Genomic DNA, 22,527 nt, shown 5'->3' on the forward strand with positions numbered 1-22,527 from the left:
TTGTAAGGCCGGATTGACAAGCCTGCCCAAATCCAGCAATTGCGCATCCAGATGGTTCCTCCCTTAGCCGGGGGGCGAAGAGGGAAGCCGGTGCAAATCCGGCGCTGTGCCCGCAACTGTCAGTCGGGAGCCGACGGCCAATATGTCACTGGGAGCGATCCCGGGAAGACGGCCCGAGGCGATGATCGACGAGCCAGGAGACCTGCCATCGCGTCGTTCATCCGGGGGCCGGGTCCAGCCTGTTCGGATGGGAAAGTTTTTTCCTTCGTAACGACATGCCACAGGCCATAGTCGCGTTCGGGAGCGATCCCGGCGGGCCTTGATGTCGTTCATCTGCCCTTCCGCTTCGGCGGCGGCTGGGGCTGAGGGAAAACCGTGTCCAAATTCATCCGCAGTTTCACCGTGTCCGCGCTTGCTCTGGCAGTGGCCACGCCGCTCCATGCGCAGTCCGCCAGCGACGACCAGGACGACGATATCGTCGTCTCCGCCAGTCGCATCGTCCAGAAGCGCAGCGAAACCGGCCAGTCGATCACCGTGGTCGACAAGGCAGAACTAGATCGTCGCCAGACCCAGGTGCTGAGCGACGTGCTGCAGACGCTGCCCGGCATCAGCGTTGCGCGCAACGGCGGCCCCGGCGGCACGACCAGCGTGTTCATCCGCGGCGGCGACAGCTCGCAGACGCTGGTGCTGGTCGATGGCGTGCGCATCAACGATCCGTCTTCGCCTTCGGGGGCGTTCGATTTCAGCTCGATCCTCACCGGCAATATCGGATCGGTCGAGGTGCTGCGCGGACCCAATTCGGTGATCTGGGGCAGCCAGGCGATCGGCGGCGTCATCAACATCACCACGATCGAACCGAGCGAGGGGCTGCAGGCCAATGCGCGCGGCGAATATGGCTATCGTGACACCGGCCAGCTGGTCGCCAGCGTCTCGGGCAAGACCGGCATCGTTTCGGGCAGCCTTGGCGCAAGCTATTTCCGCACCGATGGCATTTCCGCCTGGGATGAGCGCCGGGGGGCGACCGAAAAGGACGGGTTCGAGAACCTGACCTTGAGCGGCAAGCTGCGCGTCGCCTTCAGCGATGCGATCAGCCTCGATCTGCGCGGCTTCTATACCGATGGTGAAACCGAATTCGACAACCCGCCTGCCGATACGCTGCCGGTGACCGACAACCGCCAGTTCGTGGGCTATGCGGGGCTCAATGTCGCGCTGTTCGACGGCCGGCTGCGCAATCGCTTTGCCTATACCCGCACCGACATCAAGCGCATCACAACCGATCCCACCCCCGGATCGTTCAACCCCGCACGCGCCAAGGGCACGCTCGACCGGTTCGAATATCAGGGCGTTGCCGATGTTGCCGATGCGCTGACCCTGGTGTTCGGCGTGGAGCACGAACAGAGCGAGGCGAGCACCTTCTTCCCCTCGTTCAACACCGCGCCCGATGTCAGCGACGTGCACATGACCAGCTATTACGGCCAGGCCATCGTGCGTCCGGTGCAGGGGTTGACCGTCACCGGCGGCGTACGCGTCGACGACCAGCAGGTGTTCGGCAGCAAGACCAGCCTGGGCGGCAATATCGCCTATACACCCAATGACGGCGATACCGTGATCCGCGCGACCTATGCGGAGGGTTTCCGCGCGCCTGCGCTGAGCGAGCAACTCGCCGCATTCGGCAATCCCGACCTGCGCCCCGAAACCGCGCGGAGCTATGACGCGGGGATCGAACAGTCGCTTATCGACGGCAAGCTGCGCGCGCAAGCGACGTGGTTCCGCCGCAACACGCAGGACCTGATCGTCTTCTCCTCCGCCACCTTCAGCCTGGAGAATATCGCGGCCGCGCGCGCACAGGGCGTGGAGCTTGGCCTGTGGATGCAGCCGGTGCCCAATTTCACCGTGCAGGCACAGTACAGCCTGGTCGATACCGAGAACCGCTCGCGCGAAGCGGACTTTTCAGGCCGGGTCAATTTCGGCAACCGGCTGGCGCGGCGCGCCAAGGACAGCGCCTCGGTGCTGGTCGACTGGAAGTCGCCCTGGGGTCCGGCGCTGGGCGCGACCTTCCTGATGGTCGGTGACACGTTCGACGATGTCGCCAACACCGTGCGGCTCGATAGCTATGTCCGCGTCGACCTGCGTGCAAGCTGGAGCATCTCGGACAATCTGGAAGTCTATGGCCGGGTCGAAAACCTGTTTGACGAGGCCTATCAGACCGCGTTCAACTATGGCGTGCCCGGACGTGCGGGCTATGCGGGGGTGAGGTTGAAGATGTGATGTCAAGGGTTGTCGCCCCTATCTCCGTTTGTCCCGAGCGTGTCGAGGGACCTTGCACAACTGAGGCACGCACGTCCCTCGACTTCGCTCGGGACAAACGGTGGGGGGTGAGCGCTTTGTTGCTCGCCATGTGCAGCATCCTCACCGCCTGCTCGCTGGGCAAGGCCGCCACACCCGCACCACTCGAACCCCCGGTTCGGGCGATGCGGGTCGTGAGCCTCGATTATTGCGCGGATCAATATGTTCTCAAGCTTCTCGGACGGGAGCGCATTCTCGCGCTCTCGCCCGATGCCACGCGCGATTTCTCGTACATGCGCGAGGCGGCGAAAGGCATGCTTAAGGTTGCCCCGCGCGCCGAGGACGTGCTGGTGCTCAAGCCCGATCTGGTGGTGCGCAGCTATGGTGGCGGCGCGGATGCGGGCGCGTTCTTCGCGCGCGCCGGGGTGCCGGTGCTGCAACTGGGCTATGCCGAGGATCTGGCGGGCGTGCGGCGGGTGCTGGTCGAGACCGCAGGGCAGCTGGGCGAGCGGGCGCGGGGCGAGCGGATCGCACGCGAGATGGATGCGCGGGTGGCAAGACTTTCGGAACGTGCCTACTCTCCGTTTGTCCCGAGCAATCAAAATGCCGCCCTTCCCGAGTTCCCGAGCGAAGTCGAGGGACGTATGCTCGACCCGTTGCGATCACGTCCCTCGACTTCGCTCGGGACAAACGGAAGGGGAAGCAACACTGGGTCTGGGTCGGGAATCGCCAGCAAGCCAACCCTGCTCTATGCCACCCCCGGCGGCGTTACCTCGGGCCCGGGATCGCTGATCCACGAACTCATCGAACTCGCCGGATACCGCAATTTCCAGACCGAGCCCGGCTGGCACCCGCTGCCGCTCGAGCGGCTCGCCTATGAAAAGCCCGATCGCGTCGGAATGGCCTGGTTCGGGCGGCGCGATTACAATCCCGATCAGTGGAGCGCGGCGCGGCATCCGTTGATGCGTACGGCGAGCGCGCATCCGGTGATCGGGCTGGAAGGCGCATGGACCGCGTGCGGCGGCTGGTTCGTGCTCGATGCCGCCGAGGCGATGGCGCGGGCGCGCGGGGTAGAGCTCTGATGCGCGCGCGCTGGCTGATCCCCGGACTGGTCGTCGGCATCCTTGTCGCGCTGGTTGTGGCCTGCCTGCTCGGCTCGGTGCCGCTGCCACCCGCACGCATGGCCACAGCATTGCTGGGCATGGGCGAGCCGGGCGACATGCTCGTCGTCTGGCAGGTACGGTTGCCACGCGCGTTGGCGGCTTTGGTGGCAGGTGGCGCACTGGGGCTGAGCGGCGCGGCCTTGCAGGGCCTGCTCCGCAATCCGCTGGCAGAGCCCGGCGTGCTCGGCGTGTCTGCGATGTCGGCGCTATTTGCGACGGTGGCGCTGTTCTACGGGCTTGCAGCCGTTATCCCGTTCGCGCTGCCGCTGGCGGCGATTGCCGGCGCGCTCGCGGCGACCGCGATCATCGCCTGGGCCGCGCCGCGCTCGCGATCGGTGGTGACATTGATCCTGGTGGGCGTCGGCATTTCCAGCTTTTCGGGCGCAATCATGGCGCTGCTGATGAACCTTGCCCCCAACCCGTTCACGCTTGCCGACATGGTCACCTGGATGATGGGGTCGGTTGCCAATCGCAGCCTTGACGACCTCGCGCTCAGTGCCCCGTTCATTGCCGCCGGTGCCGCGCTGCTGATTGCGGCGCGGCGCGGGCTGACCGCGCTGGCGCTGGGCGAGGAAGCGGCGGCCGGCGTCGGGCTCGATGTGGCGCGCCAACGGATGCTGGTCGTGCTTGGCGCAGGCCTGGCGACCGGTAGCGCGGTAGCGCTGGCGGGCGCGATCGGCTTTGTCGGCATCGTCGCGCCGCATCTGGTGCGCCCCTGGGTCGGGCACGATCCCGCGCGCGTGCTGGTGCCGAGCGCGCTGCTCTCCGGGTTGATCCTCATCCTGGCCGACATCACCGTGCGGATCATCCCCGGCGATACCGAGCTCAAGCTCGGCGTGGTCGCAGCATTAATCGGCGCGCCGGTGTTCGTGATGATCGCGATCCGGCGGGGAGCGGTGCGATGAGCGAGGCTGGGCTGAACGTCATCGAGGCGAGCCTCTCGATCAAGGGAGCGAGCTTGCTCAGTCAGGCTTCGCTGGCACTGAATCCCGGCGAGCTGGTGATTCTGCTCGGCCCCAATGGCGCGGGCAAGACCAGCCTGTTGCGCGTCGCGCTGGGCCTGGCGCGCGCCGATGGCGGCACGGCCACGCTGGCGGGACGAGACCCAGGCGCCCTGACCCCGACCGAGCGCGCCCGCGCGGTGACCTATCTGCCGCAGATGCGCGATCTCGCCTGGCCGATCCGGGTGCGCGATGTCGTGGCTCTGGGCCGCTTCGCCTATGGCGCGGCGCCTGCCAGGCTGGCCGAGGCGGACACGATCGCGGTCGCGCATGCGCTCGCGGCCTGCGATCTTCTGGCGCTGGCCAACCGCGCCACCGATACACTGTCGGGCGGCGAGCTGGCGCGGGTACACATTGCGCGTGCGCTGGCATCGCAGGCCCCGCTGATGGTCGCCGACGAGCCCGTCGCCTCGCTCGATCCGCGCCATCAGCACCAGGTGATGCGGCTGATCCGGGCGTTCGTCGATCGCGGCGGCGGCGCGCTGGTCGTGCTGCACGATCTCGATCTGGCTGCGCTGTTCGCCGATCGGCTGGTCTGGATGAGCGAGGGCCGCACGCTCGCCAGCGGCAGCGTCGCCGAGACGATGACGCCCCACTGGGTCGAAGCGGTCTATGGCATCCAAGCCACCGTGACCCGGAGCGACGGCGCTATCCGCGTGCTGGTGGGGCGCTGAGCAGCGTCAGTCGAGCCCCAGCTTGCGCAGCGCGCGATAGCTGTACGACTTCACCAGATTGTTCACCGGATAACGGCGCGGCGGCGAGGGGCGGAAGCCGTATTTGCGCAGCACGCTGTTCATCGCGTGCGCATCGGTCTCGGCATAGCTCCATTCCGATCGCCAGGTGATCGACAGCGAGATCGAGGGCTTGTCGCCGTTGCGCACATAATGCGGGGCCATGACCGGCACGAAGATCGCCTGGCCGGGCTCGAGCCGATAGTCGGTGCCGTGCGGCGCAAAGCCATCGTCCCAGGGCAGATTGCGCGGGCCGCCGCCCGAATGATAGGCCTCGTGCGCTTCCGGCGCGGCAAAGCGCGGGTCGCCTGCCGGGAACACCGTCATCGTCTTCCATCCCCTGAGCTGCAGCAGGATGTTGTGCTCGGGGTCGAAATGATAGGGCGTCATCGACCCGGGCGAGGAGACGAAGATGAAGCCTTCAGGCCGCAGCATCGCGCCGGTGGTCTTGGCGGTCACATCGTCCAGTTCGGCGAGCAGGCTCATCAGCAGACCGCGATAGGCGGGGACCTGCTCGATATTCTTGAGCACGCACCAGCTGTTGGCGCTGTCGATGCCGCGGATCGTCTCGCCGATGCTGAGACCGGTCTTAGGCACATCCTCGGGCCGGATGCCGATGGGCAGGTCGCCGCGATTATACTCGAGCGACTTTTCGGGCAGCGCTTCGCCCAGCTGCGCGAGCGATTCGAGCTCCATCAGCGGATGCTGCAGCAGGCCATGGGTAAGGATATGCGCGGTTTCCGGATAGCACAGCGCGAAGCGCGCCTTGGCATCGTCGGTGAATACGCTTCCGGTGGTGGTCCGGGAAAAACCGGCGGGGTGTGGCTGGTCAGTCATCGTCATTCTCCACGGGAGAGGAAGGCGTGGGCGCCGGGGCGCTGGCCGTGCGGCGGCGGTCCATGAAGCGTTCGCCCTGGCGGAAGGCCGCGAAAAGGGCAGGGCGGCCAAAGCCCCTGAGGCCGACCGACACGCGCGCGACATGGCGGCGTTCAGCCCAGAGGCTGTCGATCATCGGATGGCCTTCGGCGGCGCAGCTGTCCATCCAGGCGAGGCTGTGGTCGCGCAATATGTCGAGATTGTCGATCTGCAGCAGCACGCCGGGCGAATAGCGCGCATAGTCCTCATCGAACGCGGTCTTGAACGAGAAGCCGCCTGGCGGACTGAGGAAATTGACCAGCATCGCGAGCGGCTTGCCGTCCAGCCGCATCGCGATCAGGTGCAGCTTGCCCGCCGCATGCGCCTGGTGCGTCGCATCGAGGAACAGCGCGCGCGTTTCGGGGTGATCGGCAAGGGCGGAGCCGTTGCGGCCCTTCCAGCCCGCCTGTTCGAGCGCGAGGAACTCGGCCAGCCAGGCATCGAGCCCGGCTTCGCCCGTGCCCTGCACGGTCTCGACCGTGCCGAGTTCGGCGAGCCGGTTGCGCAGCCGTGCGATTTCCTTGCGCTTCTTCTTGCGCACCACCGCCTCGTAATAGGCTTGCCCTGCCATGTCGGTGGCGAGCATCGCGCGCTCTTCGGCGAGCACGATGTCGCACGCGCGCCGCTGATCGCGGCAGAACTGATCGAGCGCGGCGAAGACCGGGCCGTCGGTGGCAATGCCATGCAGGTGGAAGAACAGCCCGGCGTCCATCCGCCGGTCGAGATCCGAAAGCAGCGCCTGCCAGAAGCCGCGTTCGTGCCCCGGCTTCACCAGCGGCGTGCCGAGAAAGCAATTGGGATGCCGCCAGTTCTGGCCGTGCGGCACGGGCCAGCGTCCGTAATAGGGCTCGCGCGCGATTGGCATCAGTCCGACAAGCTGGCCGTTATCGGTCAGCGCGGCGATCCGCGCGCGCTTGAGCGCATCGCAATGCTCGATCGCGGGAACGAGATAGTCGGGGGCGTGGAAAAAATTGGGTTCGCTCGCGTGATCGGCGAGCCGGTGCCAGGCGGACAGGAACGCAGGATCGAGCCTCGCGGGATCGAGCAGGGCGACTCGCAAGGCCGGGACCGCCTGTGCGGCGCCGGGCGATCCAGCCATGACGAGGCCCTGATCCATGCCGTATTCGCGTTCCTGCATCAGCCCGCGACGATCGCGGCCCCCCGCAGATGCTATAGGGGGAGAATGCAAAACAACAGCTTAAGTGGAATGGTTAACCCGTTAAGCGCGCCGCTTCATCGGGGCGACGGCCCAAGAAAAAGCCCCGCCAGGCGCGAAGCCGGCGGGGCCAGTTGTCGTTCAGATGGCAAGGCTATCGCATAGGTTAGCCCGCTGCAAGCGCCGCGAGCAACAAAAGCGCGACGATGTTGGTGATCTTGATCATCGGGTTGACCGCCGGACCCGCCGTATCCTTGTACGGATCACCCACGGTATCGCCGGTCACCGCCGCCTTGTGCGCGTCGGAACCCTTGCCGCCATGGTGGCCGTCCTCGATATATTTCTTGGCATTGTCCCAGGCGCCGCCGCCGCTGGTCATCGACAGCGCGACGAACAGGCCGGAGACGATGACGCCCAGCAGCAGCGCGCCCAAGGCCGCAAAGCCATTGGCCTGACCCGCCACCGCGGTGATGACGAAATAGACGACGATCGGCGCGAGCACCGGCAGCAGCGAGGGGATGATCATCTCCTTGATCGCGGCCTTGGTGACGAGGTCGACGGTGCGGGCATAATTGGGCTTGGACGTGCCCGCCATGATGCCGGGATTGGTGCGGAACTGCTCGCGCACCTCCTCCACGACCGATCCGGCGGCGCGGCCCACTGCGGTCATGCCCATCGCGCCGAACAGATAGGGCAGCAGCGCGCCGAGCAGCAGCCCGACGATGACATACGGGTTAGACAGCGAGAAATCGACCGGCACGTCAGGGAAGAATTCCTTGAGGTCGGTCGTATACGCGCCGAACAGGACGAGGGCGGCAAGACCCGCCGAACCGATGGCATAGCCCTTGGTCACCGCCTTGGTGGTGTTGCCCACCGCGTCAAGCGCATCGGTCTTTTCCCGCACGCTGTCGTCGAGCCCTGCCATCTCGGCAATGCCCCCGGCATTGTCGGTGACCGGGCCATAGGCATCGAGCGCCACGACCATGCCCGCCAGTGCCAGCATCGCGGTCGCCGCAAAGGCGATTCCGACGATCCCTGCCAGCTGATAGGCGATGATCACCGCGACGACGATCAGCAGCGTCGGCAGCGCGGTCGCTTCCAGGCTGATCGCGAGGCCCTGGATGACATTGGTGCCGTGCCCGGTTTCCGATGCCTTGGCGATCGACTGGACCGGGCGATAGTTGGTGCCGGTATAATATTCGGTGATCCAGATGATCAGCCCGGTGACGCCCAGCCCGATCAGCATGGTGAGATAGAGGTCCATGCCCGTAAAGGTTCCCGGGCCGGCGGCATCGGCGGTCTTCATCGCATAGGCGGTAGACATGCCGACCACCGCATCGGTGACGAAATACAGGCCGATGGCCGAGAGGATCGCGGTGACCGCAAAGCCCTTGTACATCGCGCCCATGATCGATCCGCCCGATCCCAGCCGGACGAAATAGGTGCCGATGATCGAGGTGATGACGCACAGCCCGCACAGGCCGAGCGGCAGCCCGACCAGCGGCAGCAGCGCGGCATCGTCGCCCGCGACCAGCAGCGCGATGGCGACCATGGTGACGCCGATGGTGACGACATAGGTTTCGAACAGGTCGGCGGCCATGCCGGCGCAGTCGCCGACATTGTCGCCCACGTTATCGGCGATCACCGCCGGGTTGCGCGGATCGTCCTCGGGGATTCCCGCCTCGACCTTGCCGACCAGGTCCGCGCCGACATCCGCCGCCTTGGTGAAGATGCCGCCGCCCAGACGCGCGAAGATCGAGATCAGCGACGCGCCGAACGCCAAGGCGACCAGACCGTTGACGATGTTGCGGTCTTCCGGATCGCTGAGGCCATGGCCCGCTATGGCATAAAGATAATAGAAATAGCCTGCCGTTGCGAGCAGGCCCAGGCCCGCCACCAGCATGCCGGTGATCGCACCTGCACGGAAGGCGAGGGTGAGCCCCGCCTGAAGCGAGGTGCTTGCCGCCTGTGCGGTGCGCATGTTCGCGCGCACCGAGATGTTCATGCCGATATAGCCGGCCACGCCCGAAAGCACCGCGCCCAGCACGAAGCCGATCGCGGAGACGGGATTGCCGAACTTGTCGAGAAGCGCCCAGACCAGCACCAGCATCACGATGCCGACAATGGCGATGGTACGATATTGGCGGCCCAGATAGGCCTGCGCGCCCTCCTGGATCGCCGCGCCGATTTCCTGCATCCGGGCGTTGCCGGGCGATTGGCTCAAGACCTGTCTGCTGGTGAAAATGCCATAAAGGACTGCGACCACCCCGCAAAGGATGGCAATCAAGACCACGTTCATGCGTCGCTCTCCCAAAAAGCGATGGCCTCTCGGCCGAACAGGCGATCACCGCGCCCTTGATGAACGTCAGCGTCCCCCGCACATAGGTATAAGCGGGTGTTGCAAGCGTGCAACTTAATAAAGTTAGCGAGTTGCAGGCCTCTCAGCCGTGCTGCCAGCCCAGCTTTTCGGGGGTTTCGACCGGCATGCCGTTCCAGCTGAGCGTCAGTCCCTGGCCTTCGGCAAAGCCCCCAATGCGGGCGGCGGGGATGGGCAGATGCGCTTCCGCGTCCGCCGCGAACAGCAGCTGATAGTCATCGCCCCCGGTGGCCGCGGCAAGCGTGGCGGCCTGGTCGCTGCCGATCGTGGCGACGAAATCGGGCGAGAGCGGGACCTGCGCAAGGTCGATCCGCACCGCGAGGCCCGAGGCCCGCGCCATGCGCGCGGCATCGATCAGCAGCCCGTCGGACACATCCATCATCGCACGCGTGACCTGGGCGAGCAGGGGGCCATCGGCAAGCCGCGCCTGCGGCCTGCGATAGGCGGTGACGAGCGATGCCGGTTCGGTCTTGCCCGCCTGGAGCAGGCTCAAGCCTGCCCAGCCATCGCCGATCGTGCCGGTGACGAACAGCCCGTCGCCCGCCAGCACGCCCGCGCGCGACGGCGGCACGGGGACCGAGGGCAGGCCGATCGCGGTCAGCGACAGCACGCGCGCCTGCCCTGCAGGCACGCTGACGGTATCGCCGCCGATCAAAGCCAGGCCGTGATGGTCGAGCGCGGTCTTCAGGCCCTCGGCAAAGGCCGCGTCCCAGCCCGCATCGCGCGACAGGCTGTGCCCGGTGAGGCAGGCGAGCGGAGTCGCACCCTTGGCGGCAAGGTCGGAAGCGTTCACCGCGACCAGCTTCCACGCGATATCGGCGGGAGGATCGTCGGGGAGGAAGTGGATGCCCTCGACCAGCATGTCCTTGGTCAGGACGAGCGCCTGCTTGCCGATGGTCAGCACCGCCGCATCGTCATCGAGCCCGCGCGCTGCCGGATCGGTCGCGATGGTGCGCAGCAGGTCAATAAAGGCGGGTTCGGTGGTCATCCTGTACAGGCCTTTGCGCCTACGTCCCTCGACTTCAGCGTTCCGCTGAAGTTTATCCTGAGCGACGCCGCCAGGCGGCGTCGAAGGGCTCGGGACAAACGGGATAGTTCAAAGGCGAGGCGCACTCCCCTCCGTTTGTCCCGAGCGCAGTCGAGGGACGTTCGCGCCACCGTGCGTAACCTAACGCCGCACATCCTTGGCAATACCGTCGAGCAGGCCGTTGGCAAAGCGCGTGTCCTTGGCGTCGAAGAACGCGTGCGCGACGTCGAGATATTCGTTGATCACGCTGCCCACCGGCACGTCGGGCCGCGCGAGCAGCTCGTAGGTGCCTGCGCGCAGGATCTGGTGCAGCGTGCGGTCGATGCGGCCGAGTGACCAGCCCTCGGCCAGCTTGCCCTCGATCAGCCCGTCAATCTCCTCCAGCCGCGCGGTCGTGCCTTTGACCACATCGTCGAAAAAGCCGACATCGGCCTCGGCATATTGGTCGTCCTCGATTTCCGCGCCCAGCCGGTGCTGGTGGAATTCGTGAAGCAACTGCGCGACCGGGGTCTTTTCCATCGTGTGCTGGTAGAGCGCCTGGACGGCGGCGAGCCGTGCGGCGGAGCGGGAGCGGGATTTCTCGTTCATGTCGTTTCCATCAGGTCAGCCGGCGCCGGACGCTCTCGGCATGGGCGGGCAGGCCCTCCATCTCGGCCAGCGCGACGGCGGCGGGGCCGATCGCGGCAAGGCTGTCGGGATCAAGCTGGATGAAGCTGGTGCGCTTCATAAAGTCGAGCACCGAAAGCCCGGAAGAAAAGCGCGCGCGCCGCCCGGTGGGCAGCACATGGTTGGGCCCGGCAACATAATCGCCAACCGCCTCGGGCGTGTGTCGGCCGAGGAACACCGAGCCTGCATGCCGCACCTTTGCGAACAGCGCTTGCGGATTATCGACCGCGAGCTCGAGATGCTCGGCAGCGAGCCGGTTGACCAGCGGCATCGCGTCTTCAAGGCTGTCCACCACGATGATCGCGCCATTGTCTTCCCACGCCCTGGTCGCGACCTTGCGCGTCGAGAGCGCGGCGAGCTGCACGCCGACCGTGTCCGCGACAATATCGGCAAAGCCCGCGTCATCGGTGAACAGGATCGACTGGCTGGTCGGATCATGCTCGGACTGGCTGAGCAGGTCGGCGGCGATCCATTCGGGGTCGTTCTTGCCGTCTGCAACGACGACGATCTCCGACGGCCCCGCGACCATGTCGATGCCGACCACGCCATAGAGCTGGCGCTTGGCTTCGGCCACCCAGGCATTGCCCGGGCCGGTGATGACATCGACCGCGCGGATCTTCTGCGTGCCAAAGGCGAGCGCTGCGACCGCATGCGCGCCGCCGACGCGCCAGATCTCGTCCACCCCGGCGAGATGCGCGGCGGCGAGCACCAGCGGATTGACCTGGCCCTTTGGCGTCGGCGTCACGACGACGAGCCGCTCGACCCCGGCGACCTTGGCGGGAATGGCGTTCATCAGCAGCGATGAGGGATAGGCTGCCCTGCCGCCCGGCACGTACAGCCCCGCCGCATCGACCGCGCTCCAGCGCGCTCCGAGGCGCACGCCCGCAGCGTCCTTGTAATCGCGATCCTCAGGCAGCTGCGCTTCATGATAGGCGCGGATGCGGTTCGCGGCGAGATCGAGCGCGGCGCGCAGATCGTCCGACAGCGCGGCATAGGCGGCAGCACACGCGTCCTTGCCGATGCTCCATCCATTGCCGTCGAGGCTATGGTCGTCGAAGCGCGCGGTATAGTCGGCCAGCGCCGCATCGCCGCGCGCCTTCACATCGGCGATGATCGCGGCGACGTCGCGGCTGACCTCGATATCGCTCTCGCGCCGGCCACGAACCAGCTTGTCGAAAGCCTGAGCGAAATCCTTGTCGCGGGTGGAAAGACGAAGCGTCATGCGGCCTGCCTGCGTTCTGCGGCCAGATCGCGGAATGCGGACATCAGCGGCCCCAATCGGGCATGGTCCTTTTTCAGCGCGGCGCGGTTGACGATCAGCCGGGCGGAAACCTGGGTGATGACTTCGGTCTCGACCAGGCCATTGTCCTTGAGCGTGCGGCCCGATTCCACCAGATCGACGATCCGACGCGACAGGCCGAGCGAGGGCGCCAGTTCCATCGCGCCATTGAGCTTCACGCATTCGGCCTGCACGCCCTGCCGCTCGAAATAGCGGCGGGTGATATTGGGATATTTGGTCGCGACGCGGATATGCGAGGGGCGCGGCTGGTTGCTCGCCGCCTCGTCCGCGGGTTCGGCAACCGACAGGCGGCAATGGCCGAAATTGAGGTCCACCGGCGCGTACAGGTCCGAATAGTCGAATTCGTCGATCACGTCGGAGCCGACAATGCCGATCTGCGCGGCCCCATGCGCGACGAAGGTGGCAACGTCAAAGGCGCGTACGCGGATGATGTCCATATCGGCGCGATTGGTGCCGAAACGCAGCGACCGGTTCTTCGGATCATGAAATTCTTTAGCCGGTATGATACCCACCCGTTCGAGCACGGGCAGGGCATCGTCGAGGATGCGCCCCTTGGGCACGGCAAAGATCAGCGTATCGGCCATGGCCGCGGCATGTAGGGGCAAGCAGGGCAAAGGGCAATATGAACCGGCACGAGGAAATCATCAGCGGCATTGCGTTTCAGGCGGATCATGCCGCGCATAATGGCGCGCCGGCGACCGGGGCCGTGTGCCGCGCGCAGATCGCGCTGATGGCGGGGGACACGGCCTGCGGGCGCAGGATCGCCGACTGGCCGGGCCATGTGCTGACCGATGCGATGCCGCTCAGGCTCGCAGGCGGGCTGCACCATCTGTTCCGCCGGGGCGCAGCGCCCGAGCTTGGCCCGGTCTATGCGGGGGCGGTGACCGGGCAGCCCGAGGTCGACGCGATCGTCGCTGCTGTGGTGGCGCGGCACGATGCCGAGCTGCTCGGCTGGTTCGATGGTCCGCCGCAGACCAACGAGGCGGGGCGCTCGGCGAGCTTCGTCGCCGCGCTGCACTGGCTGGCCAGCCGCACAGCCGACCGGTTCGAGCTCAACGAGATCGGGTCGAGCGCGGGGATGAACCTGCTGATCGACCGTTATGGCTATGATCTGGGCGGTGTGACCTCAGGCCCCGCCGACGCGCCGTGCGTGATCGCGCCCGAGTGGCAGGGCGCGCCGCCGCCCTCTGTGCCTTTCCGCATCGAGGCGGTGCGCGGATGCGACCTCAACCCCATTGACGTGCGCGATGCCGCCTCTGCCGACCGGCTGATGGCCTATATCTGGCCCGAAGCCGCGCCCCGTTTCGCGCGGATGGAGGCAGGCATCGCGATGATCCGCGCTTCCGGCGTCGATCTGGTGCAGGCCGATGCGGCCGACTGGATCGCCTTGCGGCTTGCCGAACCCCAAGAGGCCGGCGTCACCCGTGTGCTGATGCACTCGATCGTCTGGCAATATATCCCGCCCGACCGCCAGGCGATGATCGAGGCCGCAATGGCCGAGGCCGGTGCGCGCGCGACCCCCGACCGCCCGCTCGCCTGGATCGCGCTGGAAACCAACCGCGCGACTTTCCGCCACGAACTGAAAGTGCGCTTCTGGCCGGGGGGCGGGGAGGCGCACCTGCTCGGCGAGGCGCATGCGCATGGCGCGTGGGTGCGGTGGGCTTAAGACTAACTTGTGTTGAGCTTTAATTGCTTGGAGCATCATTGCATCGGGAGCGATGCATGATTAAAAATACCGCAATAGAGGGACGAGGGCAGTTCCATCTGATGTTTATTTTTGATAGCAAAGGTGGATGACCAGTTGGTTGCGTGGAGAGCAATGTGCATAAAGTTAGAACGATGATTATTTTTTTGCTGTTTGTCCGTAATAGGGTGTGGTGATGCAGGGCAAACTGCAGCTGACAATTCGATAAACGAGCTTGAGGAAACAGTCGGGGCAGTAAGCGAAGATTCGGCCGTGGATGCAAGCCCGAGCGAGTCGCTGCAAACCTTGTCAGGACCGCAGGCTAATGCAGTAAGATCCGCGAAGCAGTACCTGGATATGGCTGGGTTTTCTCGAGATGGGCTGATACAGCAGCTTTCGTCACCTGCCGGAGATGGTTACGCAGAATCAGACGCAACTATTGCAGTCGATAGTCTTGATGTTGACTGGAATGAGAATGCTGTGCGCTCTGCAAAGCAATACCTAAGTATGACTGGATTTTCCTGTAATGGTTTAATCCAGCAGTTATCGTCGAGTGCTGGCGACAAATATACCGTCGAGCAAGCAACATATGGCGCGCAGCAGGCCGGAGCCTGTTAACATAGCTAAAATTTTCGGAAGAATGCTGTTAGCGCCTACTGCGTCGCCACCCACCAGATCGTGCCGGCGGGATCGCGGAAGCCGCCGCGCAGGTCGTCGTCGTCGGCCTTGCGTTCGGGCTCGCGCACCGCTTCGCCGCCGGCCGCCAGCGCGCGGTCGTACACCGCTTGCGCGTCTGGCACGTAGAGATGCAGGTGCACCTCGCCCGAGCGATATTCGGTCGCGCCGCCGCCGACCATGACGATGCTGTCGTCGATCCGCAGTTCGGCATGCATCAGCGATCCGTCGGGCCTGTCGAAGCGCCGCTCGACGACCGCGCCGAATACGGTGGCGAGGAACGCGATCAGCGCCTCCGGATCCGGGCAGATCAGATAGGGGCTGAGGCTGGGATAGGTTGCGGGTTTCCAGTCGGGCATCGCGGGCTCCCTTGCGCGCAGCCCCGCATGCGACAGGCGCGCCGCTCCCGGGGCTGTTTCTGCAGTGCAGCATATGCGAAAATGCACTCGAACGCCATGGCCGCCGCTTGCGTGTCATCGCAGCCTGCGCGATAACGGGGCGCGCCCATCGGCGGCGCATGGAGTGTTTTTGACCAGGATTGCATCCTTCGGCTGAACCCTAGCGGGTTCGGCATCCTGAAACGGTCGACGGAAGGCTTCGCTTTTCCGATCCGACAGTCACATTCCAAATTTTTGAAGGTTTACCATGCACCATGATGCCATTCGCCCGCTGATGCGCGGCGACCTCGATCGCGTCCGCTTTCTCGTCGAGGCCAATGCGATGTTTCCGCCCGAGATGCTCGACGACATGACCGCGCCGTTTTTCGGCGGTGCCGACGACCAGCGCTGGCTCGTCCTCGACGACGGGCAGGTCGATGCCGTGTGCTATTTCGTCTCTGAGGCCATGGCCGACCGAGTCTGGAACCTGCTGCTGATCGCGGTAGACCCGGCGCGGCACGGCGAGGGGCTGGGCTCGGCGCTGATGGCTGCGGTCGAACGCGAGCTGGCGGCGCAGGACATCCGGCTGCTGCTGGTCGATACCTCGGGCACCGAGGCGTTCGCGCGCACTCGCCGCTTCTACGAGCAGCTGGGATACCGGCGCGAAGCCGTGATCCGCGATTACTGGGCCACGGGCGACGACAAGGTCACCTTTGCCAAGCCGCTCGCCTGACCGAGTGGGTGGGGTCGGACGTTGGCCGGCTCCGCCTTTCGGTCGCCTATCGGCCAGCGCGATTGAGCCTCGGGCATTGCCTGCACAAGGCCGCTGAGCGCCATTGTGCAAGCCTTGTCACGCCATTGACGCCAAGCGCCGCTAACCGGGCGACAAGAACCGCGCACACGGTCCGCGCGTCGCGATGCGATGAGGAGCCTCCATCCGATGACCAGCCAGCCGCCCGCGGCGCAGTTCAAGCAGGCTGGCGCGCCCGGATGGACCGATCCCGATGCTGCGGAGTTCGTGGGTCGCCTCCAGGCGCTGGGCAGCCACGCGCTGGTTGCCAATGTCGAGGCCCAGGCGTTGGTCGAGCAGGCGGGCGGGCACCCGCTGCCGGTGATCGTCACCGATGGCGCGATCGGCATGAGCTATGTCGCCGCGCCGCACAGCGCCTATGCGCTCTATCCGCGCGCCGAGCTCGATCTGGTCGATCTGGGGTGGATGCGGATACCCGCCGGCGCCGCCATCGCGGCGGCGGACCGGCTGCTTCGATCGCTCGACATCAACCGTGCGGTGCAGATCGACAATTGGCTGCTGTCCACCTGCCTTCACGGCGATTGGAAAGGCGAGGGGCTGGCCGAATTGCGGCAGCGGCTGGCGGCGCGCTTTCCCGGCCATTATCTGCTGATCCGCTCGGTCGATGACTGGTCGTGTCCGGAGCTGACCGCCGCGCTGCGCGGTGATGGCTGGTTGCTGCTGCCATGCCGCCAGATCTGGGTGACCGATGACCTCGAGCGCGACTGGGCGGTGCGCAAGAGCGTGAAGAACGATGGCCGCAAGCTGGCGCAATCGGGATTGGTGGTCGAGGATGTGGCCCGCCTGACCAATGCCGATGCCGCGCGGGTCGCAGCGCTTTATGCGATGCTCTACATCGCCAAATATTCCACGCTGAACCCGCAATATAGCCCGCGCTGGATGCAGCTGGCGGTCGAATGCGGGCTGTTTCATCTGCGCGTCGCGCGGGATGCCGACGGGCAGATCATGGCCGCCGTCGGCATTGTCGCACGCGGCGGAATCGCGACCAATCCGATGATGGGCTATGACACGCAGCGCCCGCAATCGGATGGACTCTACCGCATCGCCTCGTGGCTGGTCGGCGATTTCGCGCTGCGCCAGGGGCTGAGGCTGCACGGATCGGCAGGGGCGGGGCATTTCAAGCAGCAGCGCGGCGCGCGCAGCGAGATCGATTACATGGCGATCCACGCAGCGCACCTGCCCGCTACCCGCCGCTGGCCGCTCAAGGGCATTGCCGCCGCGCTCGAAACGCTGGCGGTGCCCCAGCTCAAGCAGCGGATGCTCTAGCGATCGAGAAATTGCTCCATCGCCGCGATCAGTGCCTGAGGCTGTTCCCAGGGAACGAAATGCCCGCCGGGGGCCTTGACCAGCATGAGATCGGGCACCAGCGTCTCGATGCCGTCGAGAAGCGAGGGGCGCAGCGCGTAATCGTCCATCGCCCAATAGAGCAGGGTCGGCTGCGTGACCGGCGGGAAGGGGCGCGAGAGATAGGCGGGGCGCTCTACCTCGCCATCCATCGGCGGCACGATTAGCGGGCTGGCGCGGTACCAGTTCACCATCGCGGTGAAGGCGCCGGGCGTCTGCCATTGCGCGAGGTAGATTGCGCGCTCTCCGGGTGTGATGTGCACCGCGGCGCTCGGCTCGGCAAAGCGCGAGTCGAAATACGCGTCCCAGCCCATCGCCAGCACCTTGGCTTCGAAATCGGGTGAACGCATCTCGGTGATATATTGCGCCGAGGCGCGCTGGTCCGGATCGTCGAACAGCGCCTTCTGATAGGTGAATGGGTGCGCGGCGTTGGCCATGATGAGCCGCGTGATCCGGTCGTGATGGTTGAGTGCCGCCATCCAGGCGATCGCGCCGCCCCAGTCATGTCCGACCAGCGTGAACGTATCGATGCCCAGATGATCGGCCAGCGCGAGCAGGTCGACGACCATGTGCTTGGGCTGATAATTTTCCACGCCTTGCGGCTTGGACGAGTTGCAGAAGCCGCGCTGGTCGGGCGCGATCAGCCGGTAGCGATCCTGGAAATGGCGCATGACATATCGCCAGGTGCGGTGCGATTCGGGAAAGCCGTGGAGCAGGATCAGCGGCGGAGCGTCCTCGGGCCCGGCGATGGCGACGTCCAGTTCGACCCCGGTCGGCAGCGCGATGCGGGTGAGGGGGAAGTCGGTCATGCGGCTGGCTCTCCGGAGTGTCGTTTTCCGGCGGTTCTATGCCATTGCTTCCGTCCCGTCACCCCCGCGAAGGCGGGGGTCCCGCTTGTTCTCGAGCGCTCAGCAGGAAAGCGGGATCCCCGCGTTCGCGGGAATGACGAGGGCTGTGTTGATTGATCCCTTACGTCCGCCCGCGCGTCAGCGGCACTTCGGGTATGGGGATGAACTCTTCGCTGTCGCCCGGCACCTTGGGGAACGCGCCCCGGTTCCAACGATCCGCCGCCTCGCGGATGCGGTCGTTCGACGATCCGACGAAATTCCACCAGATATGCCGCTCCGACGCGAAATCCGCGCCGCCCAGCAGCATCGCGCGCCCGCCGCCGATGCTCTCCAGCCTGGGCTTTGCCCCCGGCGCGATGAGATAGAGCAGATAGGGCTCGAGCGGCAAGCCATCGAGCGAGGCGTCGCCATCGACCAGCATCACCGCGCGTTCGTCCGCTTCGCTGTCGATCGGCAGCGAGCCGCCGGGCTGCAGCACGATATCGGCATAGATGGTGGGGCTATGGCAGGTGGTCGGCGCGGTCGCGCCCCAGAGCGAACCCATGATCACACGCGCGCTCGCCTTGCTGTCGTCGATCATCGGCAGCGCATCGCAGCAGATATTCTCGAACGCGGGATCGGTATCCTCCAGCGCATCGGGCAGCGCGAGCCAGGTCTGCATGCCGAACAGCCGTGCGCCGGTCGCCATCTCGGCTTCCGGGCTGCGCTCCGAATGGACGATGCCGCGCCCGGCAGTCATCAGGTTCACCTCGCCTGGATGGATGGTCTGGAAGGTGCCGAGCGAATCGCGATGGTCGATGCCGCCGGTGAACAGATAGGTGACCGTGGCGAGGCCGATATGCGGATGCGGCCGCACGCCGAGATCGCGCCCGATATCGAGCTGTGCCGGGCCGAACTCGTCGACAAAGATGAACGGTCCCACCATCGCGCGCTTCTTCTGTGGCAGCACGCGGCGCACGGTGAAGCCGCCCAGATCATGGCTGGTGGGAAGCAGAGTAAGGGCGATTGGGGAGGTCATTGAATTTCTCCGAACATGCGCCGCAACCGGCGATGCCTGTGGTGGAAGAACAGTGCGACGAGCTGCGCGGTCAGTCCGGGGAACATGCCTGGCTGAAAGTTCAGCATGTCGGTCACGCGGCAGCCGCCGGGCACGTCGTCGATGCGCCGTTCATGCTGCCAGCGACGCATCCCGGTCATCGGCGACTGTTCGACAAAGCCGAAACCCGGCTCGAAGCTGCTGAAGGTCAGCATACTGGTTCCGACGGGAAGAACACCACCGATCAGCAGACGACTGCGAAACACCGGTTTGCCCGGCACGATGTTGCCATCGGCAAGGCACTCGAAACCTGCAGGTGCGGTCATGGCCAGCAACGGCATCATTTCGCGCCGCAGCCCGGCGATCGAGGTGGCCGACTGCCAGACCGTCCCGCGATCGGCCGCGAGCGTAGAGCAGAACGAGGCCGACCGGATGCTCAGCTCTATTCCCCTGGTGCCCGCGCCTTGATCGCCAGCGCGTGCACCTTCTGCCCCGGCAACTCGCCCAGCGCGCGGTTGACCATGCGCTGGCGCTCCAGCCGGGACTTGCCTGCGAATTCGGCGCTCTCGATCTCGACGGTGAAATGCGATTCGCCGCTGCCGTCGTCGCCCATATGACCCGAATGCTTGGCACTGTCGTTGATCACGTCGAGCCGTGTCGGCGACAGCGCCGCCATCAGCCGGGTTTCGATCTCATGGGCCATCGGCCCCTTGGTTTTCATCGTCATGCGCACCTATATAGGCCGCTTTCCGCCCCTTGGCGAGGCGGCCTCATCAGGGAATGGCGACAGGTCTTGGCAGATAGCGGCAACTCGGGACAGGATGGCGGCTCCGCGCGGCGGCGTGCGCGTTTTCATGGCCGGGTCGAGGGCACGGGCCGGGCCTGCGACTGGGCCGGATGCCAGGAAGATGGCGAGTTCCGCGCCCCGCCTGCCGAGGATTCGCGCCACGGATCGCGCTTCGATGGGCCTGGCCGCTATCGCTGGTTCTGCCTCGATCACATCCGCGAGTTCAACGAACGCTATAACTTCTTCGCCGGCATGAGCGCGGAGGAGATCTACCAGGCGCAGCGGCCCACGGCCGGATGGGACCGCGAGACTCGCGCCTTTGCCGCGGGCGCTGGCCAGACTCCGCGCTGGAGCGACTTTGCCGATCCGCTCGACGCCATCGGCGCGCGCTTCCGCCAGAACATGGCGGACCGGGCGCGGGCTTCGGCGGACAATGCGCGGGCGCAGCAGCGCGGGCTGTCGGCGGCGGATCAGAATGCGCTAAAGACGCTAGGGCTTGGCGCAGATGCGACGCGCGCAACGATCCGCAAGGCCTATTCGCAGCTGGTGCGCACCTATCATCCCGATCGCAATGGCGGTGACCGCAGCCACGAGAAAGCCTTGCAGGAGGTCATCGCCGCCTATACGCACTTGCGCAAACTTGCCGCCTTCGCCTGACCGGGCGGAGCGCCCTTTCGACGACTCAGACCACCGGATAATGCCATGACCGATATTTCGAACACCCAGCCCGACAGCCGCGATGGCACCCTGCTCGATGCGCCCGACAAGATGGTCAACGCGCGCGAGGTGTTCGGTGTCGATATCGACATGCAGGTGCCCGCGTTCAGCGAGGCGGACGAACGCGTGCCCGATCTCGACCCGTCCTATGTGTTCGATCCGGAAACCACGCTCGCCGTGCTGGCAGGGTTCGCCCACAATCGCCGCGTGATGGTGCAGGGCTATCACGGCACCGGCAAGTCGACGCATATCGAGCAGATCGCCGCACGCCTGAACTGGCCGTGCATCCGCATCAACCTCGATGCGCATATCAGCCGTATCGATCTGGTCGGCCGCGATGCCATCGTGCTGCGCGACGGCAAGCAGGTCACCGAGTTCCGCGAAGGCCTGCTGCCCTGGGCGCTGCAGACGCCGACCGCTCTGGTGTTCGACGAATATGACGCGGGCCGGCCCGACGTGATGTTCGTGATCCAGCGCGTGCTGGAGACCGAGGGCAAGCTGACCCTGCTCGATCAGAACCGCGTGATCCGGCCGAACCCCTATTTCCGTCTGTTCGCCACCGCGAACACCGTGGGCCTGGGCGATACCAGTGGGCTGTATCACGGCACGCAGCAGATCAACCAGGGCCAGATGGACCGCTGGAACATCGTGTGCACGCTCAACTATCTGCCCGCCGAGACCGAGGCCAAGGTCGTGCTCGCCAAGGTCGGCGAGACCGACCCCAAGGTGGTCAAGAACATGGTCAAGGTCGCGGACCTGACGCGCCAGGGCTTCATCAACGGCGATATCTCGACCGTGATGAGCCCGCGCACCGTGATCAGCTGGGCACAGAACGCCGCGATCTTCCACAATATCGGCTTCGCCTTCCGCCTGTCGTTCCTCAACAAGTGCGACGAGGCCGAACGGATGCTGGTCGCGGAATATTACCAGCGCGTATTCGGCGAGGACCTTCCGGAGAGCATCGTCGGCCGGGGGTGAGCGACGGATTCTGGGGGCGGGGGGTGAGCGATCATGATCTTGCCTTGCTCAATCCGGCACGCTCACCCCCACCCAACCCTCCCCCATCGAGGGGGAGGGCTTTAGTGGGCGATCATCTGTTTCCATTGCACTGCCCAACTCCCTCCCCCTTGATGGGGGAGGGTTGGGTGGGGGTGAGCGCCACGGATTGCGCTTTCGATCGCCATGAACACGCCGTCCTCGGCCGTCAGCACATCGTAATTGCTGAAGCGAATGACCCGATAGCCCTGCCCCTCAATCGCCGCCGTACGCACCGCATCGACCTCTGCATTATGCTGGCTTCCATCCACCTCGATGACCAGCCTCACTCGATGGCTCGCAAAGTCGGCAATGTACTGGAGCAGCGGTACCTGTCGACGAAACCTTGCTTCAGGAAAATTCTCGCGCAGCAGGGTCCACATCCTGTGCTCGGCATCGGTCATGTCGCGCCGCAATCGCCGTGCCAATTTGGTGGCGGTTGCAGGTGGATGATGTTTCACCGACGGCACCCGGACGGCCGCTCACCCCCACCCCAGCCCTCCCCCATCAAGGGGGAGGGAGTTGGGCAGTGCAATGGAAACAGATGATCGCCCACTAAAGCCCTCCCCCTCGATGGGGGAGGGTTGGGTG

23 protein-coding genes and 1 riboswitch are annotated in these 22,527 nt (G+C 65.7%); of the genes, 10 read left to right on the top strand and 13 right to left on the bottom strand.

Annotation, left to right across the window (positions count from 1 at the left end; all coding sequences use genetic code 11):
• Positions 1 to 35: 35 nt before the first annotated feature.
• Positions 36 to 224: riboswitch (cobalamin riboswitch) on the top strand.
• Positions 225 to 375: 151 nt separating this feature from the next.
• The 4 genes from FG486_RS13765 (at position 376) to FG486_RS13780 (ending at position 5,124) form a co-directional block, all read left to right on the top strand.
• The gene (locus tag FG486_RS13765; protein WP_181267894.1) at positions 376 to 2,268 is read left to right on the top strand and encodes a TonB-dependent receptor domain-containing protein; all 1,893 of its coding nucleotides are present in this window, start codon (positions 376 to 378) and stop codon (positions 2,266 to 2,268) included.
• A 107-nt stretch (positions 2,269 to 2,375) separates the two neighbouring features.
• Entirely contained in the window at positions 2,376 to 3,368 is a 993-nt protein-coding gene (locus tag FG486_RS13770; protein ID WP_338401615.1) for an ABC transporter substrate-binding protein, read from the top strand.
• Positions 3,368 to 4,354 (top strand): FecCD family ABC transporter permease, encoded by a 987-nt coding sequence (locus tag FG486_RS13775; RefSeq protein WP_181267895.1) that lies wholly within the window; start codon positions 3,368 to 3,370, stop codon positions 4,352 to 4,354. The genes FG486_RS13770 and FG486_RS13775 overlap by 1 nt, the downstream gene beginning before the upstream one ends.
• Positions 4,351 to 5,124: an ABC transporter ATP-binding protein gene (locus FG486_RS13780; protein WP_181267896.1), complete on the top strand. Its 774-nt coding sequence runs from the start codon at positions 4,351 to 4,353 to the stop codon at positions 5,122 to 5,124. Before FG486_RS13775 ends, FG486_RS13780 begins: the two co-directional genes overlap by 4 nt.
• A gap of 6 nt (positions 5,125 to 5,130) precedes the next feature.
• Here the strand turns inward: FG486_RS13780 and FG486_RS13785 are convergent, their stop codons facing one another.
• The 7 genes from FG486_RS13785 to hisG all read right to left on the bottom strand — a co-directional run bounded on the left by FG486_RS13785 (position 5,131) and on the right by hisG (position 13,206).
• The gene (locus FG486_RS13785) at positions 5,131 to 6,018 is read right to left on the bottom strand and encodes a cupin-like domain-containing protein (RefSeq protein WP_181267897.1); all 888 of its coding nucleotides are present in this window, start codon (positions 6,016 to 6,018) and stop codon (positions 5,131 to 5,133) included.
• Positions 6,011 to 7,213 carry a GNAT family N-acetyltransferase gene (locus FG486_RS13790; protein ID WP_181267898.1) on the bottom strand — a complete coding sequence of 401 codons (1,203 nt, stop codon included), beginning with the start codon at positions 7,211 to 7,213 and terminating at the stop codon, positions 6,011 to 6,013. Before FG486_RS13790 ends, FG486_RS13785 begins: the two co-directional genes overlap by 8 nt.
• Positions 7,214 to 7,418: 205 nt before the next feature.
• Positions 7,419 to 9,551, bottom strand: coding sequence for a sodium-translocating pyrophosphatase (locus tag FG486_RS13795; protein ID WP_066275912.1), 2,133 nt, complete (start codon positions 9,549 to 9,551; stop codon positions 7,419 to 7,421).
• 142 nt (positions 9,552 to 9,693) lie between these two features.
• The gene (gene thiL, locus FG486_RS13800; protein ID WP_181267899.1) at positions 9,694 to 10,617 is read right to left on the bottom strand and encodes a thiamine-phosphate kinase; all 924 of its coding nucleotides are present in this window, start codon (positions 10,615 to 10,617) and stop codon (positions 9,694 to 9,696) included.
• A gap of 180 nt (positions 10,618 to 10,797) precedes the next feature.
• On the bottom strand, positions 10,798 to 11,244 hold the full coding sequence (gene nusB, locus FG486_RS13805; RefSeq protein WP_181267900.1) for a transcription antitermination factor NusB: 447 nt from the start codon (positions 11,242 to 11,244) through the stop codon (positions 10,798 to 10,800).
• Positions 11,245 to 11,254: 10 nt separating this feature from the next.
• Entirely contained in the window at positions 11,255 to 12,544 is a 1,290-nt protein-coding gene (gene hisD, locus FG486_RS13810; protein ID WP_181267901.1) for a histidinol dehydrogenase, read from the bottom strand.
• Positions 12,541 to 13,206, bottom strand: coding sequence for an ATP phosphoribosyltransferase (hisG, locus tag FG486_RS13815; protein WP_066276835.1), 666 nt, complete (start codon positions 13,204 to 13,206; stop codon positions 12,541 to 12,543). Before hisG ends, hisD begins: the two co-directional genes overlap by 4 nt.
• 38 nt (positions 13,207 to 13,244) lie before the next feature.
• Between hisG and FG486_RS13820 the strand changes: the two genes are divergently transcribed.
• On the top strand, positions 13,245 to 14,288 hold the full coding sequence (locus tag FG486_RS13820; protein ID WP_181267902.1) for a DUF2332 domain-containing protein: 1,044 nt from the start codon (positions 13,245 to 13,247) through the stop codon (positions 14,286 to 14,288).
• Between the two features lie 291 nt (positions 14,289 to 14,579).
• The gene (locus tag FG486_RS18070) at positions 14,580 to 14,924 is read left to right on the top strand and encodes an Ltp family lipoprotein (RefSeq protein WP_338401616.1); all 345 of its coding nucleotides are present in this window, start codon (positions 14,580 to 14,582) and stop codon (positions 14,922 to 14,924) included.
• A 35-nt stretch (positions 14,925 to 14,959) separates the two neighbouring features.
• Here the strand turns inward: FG486_RS18070 and FG486_RS13830 are convergent, their stop codons facing one another.
• The gene (locus tag FG486_RS13830) at positions 14,960 to 15,340 is read right to left on the bottom strand and encodes a VOC family protein (RefSeq protein ID WP_181267904.1); all 381 of its coding nucleotides are present in this window, start codon (positions 15,338 to 15,340) and stop codon (positions 14,960 to 14,962) included.
• 286 nt (positions 15,341 to 15,626) lie between these two features.
• On the opposite strand from FG486_RS13830, the gene FG486_RS13835 reads away from it, so the two are divergent.
• Complete coding sequence (locus FG486_RS13835; RefSeq protein WP_181267905.1) at positions 15,627 to 16,091, top strand: GNAT family N-acetyltransferase; 465 nt, start codon at positions 15,627 to 15,629, stop codon at positions 16,089 to 16,091.
• Between the two features lie 207 nt (positions 16,092 to 16,298).
• On the top strand, positions 16,299 to 17,435 hold the full coding sequence (locus FG486_RS13840; protein ID WP_181267906.1) for a GNAT family N-acetyltransferase: 1,137 nt from the start codon (positions 16,299 to 16,301) through the stop codon (positions 17,433 to 17,435).
• On the opposite strand, the gene FG486_RS13845 is transcribed toward FG486_RS13840, so the two are convergent.
• The 4 genes from FG486_RS13845 to FG486_RS13860 form a co-directional block, all read right to left on the bottom strand.
• Entirely contained in the window at positions 17,432 to 18,322 is an 891-nt protein-coding gene (locus FG486_RS13845) for an alpha/beta fold hydrolase (protein WP_181267907.1), read from the bottom strand. The genes FG486_RS13840 and FG486_RS13845 overlap by 4 nt on opposite strands.
• Positions 18,323 to 18,482: 160 nt before the next feature.
• Positions 18,483 to 19,379 carry a pirin family protein gene (locus tag FG486_RS13850; protein ID WP_181267908.1) on the bottom strand — a complete coding sequence of 299 codons (897 nt, stop codon included), beginning with the start codon at positions 19,377 to 19,379 and terminating at the stop codon, positions 18,483 to 18,485.
• Positions 19,376 to 19,741, bottom strand: coding sequence for an SRPBCC family protein (locus FG486_RS13855; protein WP_181267909.1), 366 nt, complete (start codon positions 19,739 to 19,741; stop codon positions 19,376 to 19,378). The genes FG486_RS13850 and FG486_RS13855 overlap by 4 nt, the downstream gene beginning before the upstream one ends.
• Positions 19,742 to 19,839: 98 nt before the next feature.
• Positions 19,840 to 20,124, bottom strand: coding sequence for a BolA family protein (locus tag FG486_RS13860; RefSeq protein ID WP_181267910.1), 285 nt, complete (start codon positions 20,122 to 20,124; stop codon positions 19,840 to 19,842).
• A 66-nt stretch (positions 20,125 to 20,190) separates the two neighbouring features.
• Between FG486_RS13860 and FG486_RS13865 the strand changes: the two genes are divergently transcribed.
• Positions 20,191 to 20,841, top strand: a complete 651-nt coding sequence (locus FG486_RS13865) for a J domain-containing protein (protein ID WP_241695730.1) — start codon at positions 20,191 to 20,193, stop codon at positions 20,839 to 20,841.
• A gap of 45 nt (positions 20,842 to 20,886) precedes the next feature.
• Positions 20,887 to 21,879, top strand: a complete 993-nt coding sequence (gene cobS, locus FG486_RS13870) for a cobaltochelatase subunit CobS (RefSeq protein WP_060978439.1) — start codon at positions 20,887 to 20,889, stop codon at positions 21,877 to 21,879.
• 101 nt (positions 21,880 to 21,980) lie between these two features.
• Here cobS and FG486_RS13875 read toward each other — a convergent pair whose 3' ends face one another.
• Positions 21,981 to 22,340, bottom strand: coding sequence for an endonuclease domain-containing protein (locus tag FG486_RS13875; RefSeq protein WP_181267912.1), 360 nt, complete (start codon positions 22,338 to 22,340; stop codon positions 21,981 to 21,983).
• Positions 22,341 to 22,527 lie beyond the last annotated feature (187 nt).

This window comes from Blastomonas ursincola, from assembly GCF_013607875.1.
Classification (GTDB): Bacteria; Pseudomonadota; Alphaproteobacteria; order Sphingomonadales; family Sphingomonadaceae; genus Blastomonas; species Blastomonas ursincola.